The 3,108-nt window shown below is 68.2% G+C and carries 4 protein-coding genes and 1 tRNA gene; all 5 read left to right on the top strand.

Annotated elements, in window-relative coordinates; genetic code table 11:
• The first annotated feature begins 54 nt into the window (after positions 1–54).
• A tRNA-Ser gene (locus VIU94_RS02770) sits at positions 55–139 on the top strand.
• Positions 140–234: 95 nt separating this feature from the next.
• Positions 235–399 carry a hypothetical protein gene (locus VIU94_RS02765; protein WP_331907118.1) on the top strand — a complete coding sequence of 55 codons (165 nt, stop codon included), beginning with the start codon at positions 235–237 and terminating at the stop codon, positions 397–399.
• Between the two features lie 23 nt (positions 400–422).
• Positions 423–716 (top strand): Dabb family protein, encoded by a 294-nt coding sequence (locus VIU94_RS02760; protein ID WP_331907116.1) that lies wholly within the window; start codon positions 423–425, stop codon positions 714–716.
• A 232-nt stretch (positions 717–948) separates the two neighbouring features.
• Positions 949–1,809: an RNA polymerase sigma factor SigF gene (locus VIU94_RS02755; RefSeq protein WP_331907114.1), complete on the top strand. Its 861-nt coding sequence runs from the start codon at positions 949–951 to the stop codon at positions 1,807–1,809.
• Between the two features lie 235 nt (positions 1,810–2,044).
• Positions 2,045–2,902 carry an RNA polymerase sigma factor SigF gene (locus tag VIU94_RS02750; protein WP_331907112.1) on the top strand — a complete coding sequence of 286 codons (858 nt, stop codon included), beginning with the start codon at positions 2,045–2,047 and terminating at the stop codon, positions 2,900–2,902.
• Positions 2,903–3,108 lie beyond the last annotated feature (206 nt).

Below are 3,108 nucleotides of genomic sequence, written 5' to 3'. Positions count from 1 at the left end.
TGCCGGGGGATACGGATTTCATCGCGGGGGCACCTTTGGGCTAAGCTCTCTCTCGGTAGCGTGTCCGAGCGGCCGAAGGAGCTCGCCTCGAAAGCGAGTGTGGCGCAAGTCACCGAGGGTTCAAATCCCTCCGCTACCGCTCTTGTCGAAGGGCCCGGTGTGAAAACACCGGGCCCTTCGTCGTTTTCCGGCCTCGGTTAGACTCACGCGACCGCGCAGGGGAGGGCAGGACAGATGGTCCAGGCGAAGAGAGTCGCGTTGTACGCAGTCGTGGTCTTTGTGCTGTACACGATCATCAACTCCCCCGCCCGGGCCGCCGATCTCGTCCAGGTAGGGTTCGAGGGCATATCGTCCGCCGCACAGGGCGTCGGCGAGTTCATGACCGAGCTCGTCAACTAGAACCACCGACGAGGAGTCCTGCTGTGATCCGCCATCTGGTCCTGTTCAAGCTCAACGACGGGGTGGAGCGCGACGAGCCGCGCGTCGTCGCCGGTGTCGAGGCCTTCAAGGCGCTCGGCGGAGTCATTCCGGAGCTCACGTTCTGGGAGTGCGCCTGGAACATCACCGACCGCCCCATCGCGTACGACTTCGCCATCAATTCGGCGGTCGAGGACACCGACGCGCTGAAGCGGTACATCGAGCACCCGGACCACCAGGCGGCCGCGGGCCAGTGGCGTGAGTTCGCCACGTGGGTGATCGCGGACTACGAGTTCTGATCGGCCGGCCGCTCCGGCCGACCCTTTCTGCTTCCGGCCCCTCGCCTTCGCGGCGGGGGGCCTTCCGGGTTCCTGACCTGGTCGCACGCGTCCTTTCGGGTTCAACTTGCCCTCAACACGTGGATATACGGTGCTTGCACACAGTGGACATGTCTTGTGATGCTATGACCGCTTTTGACGGATGAGTTGACCGTAGTTGACCAGCAAGCCCAGCCAGAGGGGTCGCGTGAACGTGCCGGCCAGTACTGCGCCTCAAGTGCCGCCCCAGAACGAGCCCGCGGAGGCCCCGGCCGGCGAGCCCGACGCCCCCCGCGTGCGCGAGCGCAGCACCCGTGGGGCCGACACCCGGGCGCTCACCCAGGTGCTCTTCGGACAGCTGAAGAACCTGGAGCCGGGCACTCCGGAGCACACCCGGGTGCGCGGGGCGCTGATCGAGGCCAACCTGCCGCTGGTGCGGTACGCGGCTGCCCGCTTCCGCTCCCGCAACGAGCCGATGGAGGACGTCGTCCAGGTCGGCACGATCGGCCTGATCAACGCCATCGACCGGTTCGACCCCGACCGGGGCGTCCAGTTCCCGACCTTCGCGATGCCCACCGTCGTCGGCGAGATCAAGCGGTACTTCCGCGACAACGTGCGGACCGTCCACGTGCCGCGCCGCCTCCACGAGCTGTGGGTCCAGGTCAACGGCGCCACCGAGGACCTGACGACCGCCCACGGGCGCTCCCCCACCACCGCCGAGATCGCCGAGCGGCTGAAGATCGGCGAGGACGAGGTACTGGCCTGCATCGAGGCCGGCCGCTCGTACCACGCCACCTCCCTGGAGGCCGCCCAGGAGGGCGACGGGCTGCCGGGACTGCTCGACCGGCTCGGGTACGAGGACCCCGCGCTGGCCGGCGTCGAGCACCGCGACCTCGTCCGACACCTGCTCGTCCAGCTGCCCGAGCGCGAGCAGCGCATCCTGATGCTCCGTTACTACAGCAATCTGACGCAATCTCAGATCAGCCAGGAGCTCGGGGTCTCGCAGATGCATGTGTCAAGGCTCCTCGCCCGCAGCTTCGCCCGGTTGAGATCCGCAAATCGGATCGATGCGTAACCGGAACGGGTAGACCGGTTCGGAGCAGTTCTGCCGCACCCCAAATGCCGTACACCCCTTGTTTCCTGCGGATATTCACCCCCGCCTTGTCGACAAGTCACTACAGCGTGTTGCCGACATGTGACATTCTGCTGGAACCGCGTTTGGCGCAGCCGCGCATCCGGTATTCAGGTGGAGGCTGCGTTCCTCCGATGGTCGTGGCCGCCGCGACCGTCCGCGACCTCAAGGGGGTGGCATGTCCGTAGAACAGGGCAGCTCGAAGGTGCTCACGCTCACGAAGAGCGAGCCCGCCGCGCCGCTTCTCGTGCCCTCGGAAGCCATCGACACCCGCACGCTGTCCCGCTCCCTGTTCCTCCGGCTGCGCGCCCTGGACACCGACGGCGTCGCCGCGGACAGCCCGGAGCGCACCTACGTCCGCGACACCCTCATCCAGCTCAACCTGCCCCTGGTGCGGTACGCGGCGGCCCGCTTCCGGTCCCGCAACGAGCCGATGGAGGACATCGTCCAGGTCGGCACGATCGGTCTGATCAAGGCGATCGACCGTTTCGACTGCGAACGCGGCGTGGAGTTCCCGACGTTCGCGATGCCTACCGTCGTCGGCGAGATCAAGCGCTTCTTCCGCGACACCTCGTGGTCGGTGCGCGTCCCGCGCCGGCTGCAGGAGCTGCGCCTGGCGCTGACCAAGGCGAGCGACGAGCTGTCGCAGAAGCTGGACCGCTCGCCGACCGTTCCCGAACTCGCCGCGGTGCTCGGGGTGTCGGAGGAGGACGTCGTCGACGGCCTCGCGGTCGGCAACGCGTACACCGCGTCCTCGCTCGACTCCCCGTCGCCCGAGGACGACGGCGGCGAGGGCTCGCTGGCGGACCGGCTGGGCTACGAGGACACGGCGCTCGAGGGCGTCGAGTACCGCGAGTCCCTGAAGCCGCTGCTGGCCAAACTCCCGCCCCGGGAGCGGCAGATCATCATGCTCCGCTTCTTCGCCAACATGACCCAGTCGCAGATCGGCGAGGAGGTCGGCATCTCGCAGATGCACGTCTCGCGGCTGCTGACCCGGACGCTCGCGCAGCTGCGCGAGGGCCTGATCGCGGACTGACGCCCGGGGCCCGCGGCGCGGCCGGTACCACGGCGCGTCGCGGGATGGGTGAAGTTCGCTCTTCCGCTTCCTTGTTGACGGTCCGTCAGCCACACTGGCGCGATGCGACGGAAGCGTCTGGGGTTTCTCACGGCGGCGCTCTGCCTCGGCGCGGCGCTGACCGCGTGCGGCAGCGGGGGCGACGGCGAGGGCTACGCGGCGGTGGG

It is taken from the genome of Streptomyces sp., assembly GCF_036566765.1.
Lineage (GTDB): Bacteria > Actinomycetota > Actinomycetes > Streptomycetales > Streptomycetaceae > Streptomyces.
The sequence above is the reverse complement of the archived record's forward strand: the minus strand, read 5'-3'. Positions and strand labels throughout refer to the sequence as shown.

Bases quoted from the DNA above. Each gene is read 5' to 3' on its own strand.
- VIU94_RS02765 (WP_331907118.1), top strand. From the start codon at position 235: ATGGTCCAGGCGAAGAGAGTCGCGTTGTACGCAGTCGTGGTCTTTGTG.
- VIU94_RS02750 (WP_331907112.1), top strand. From the start codon at position 2,045: ATGTCCGTAGAACAGGGCAGCTCGAAGGTGCTCACGCTCACGAAGAGC.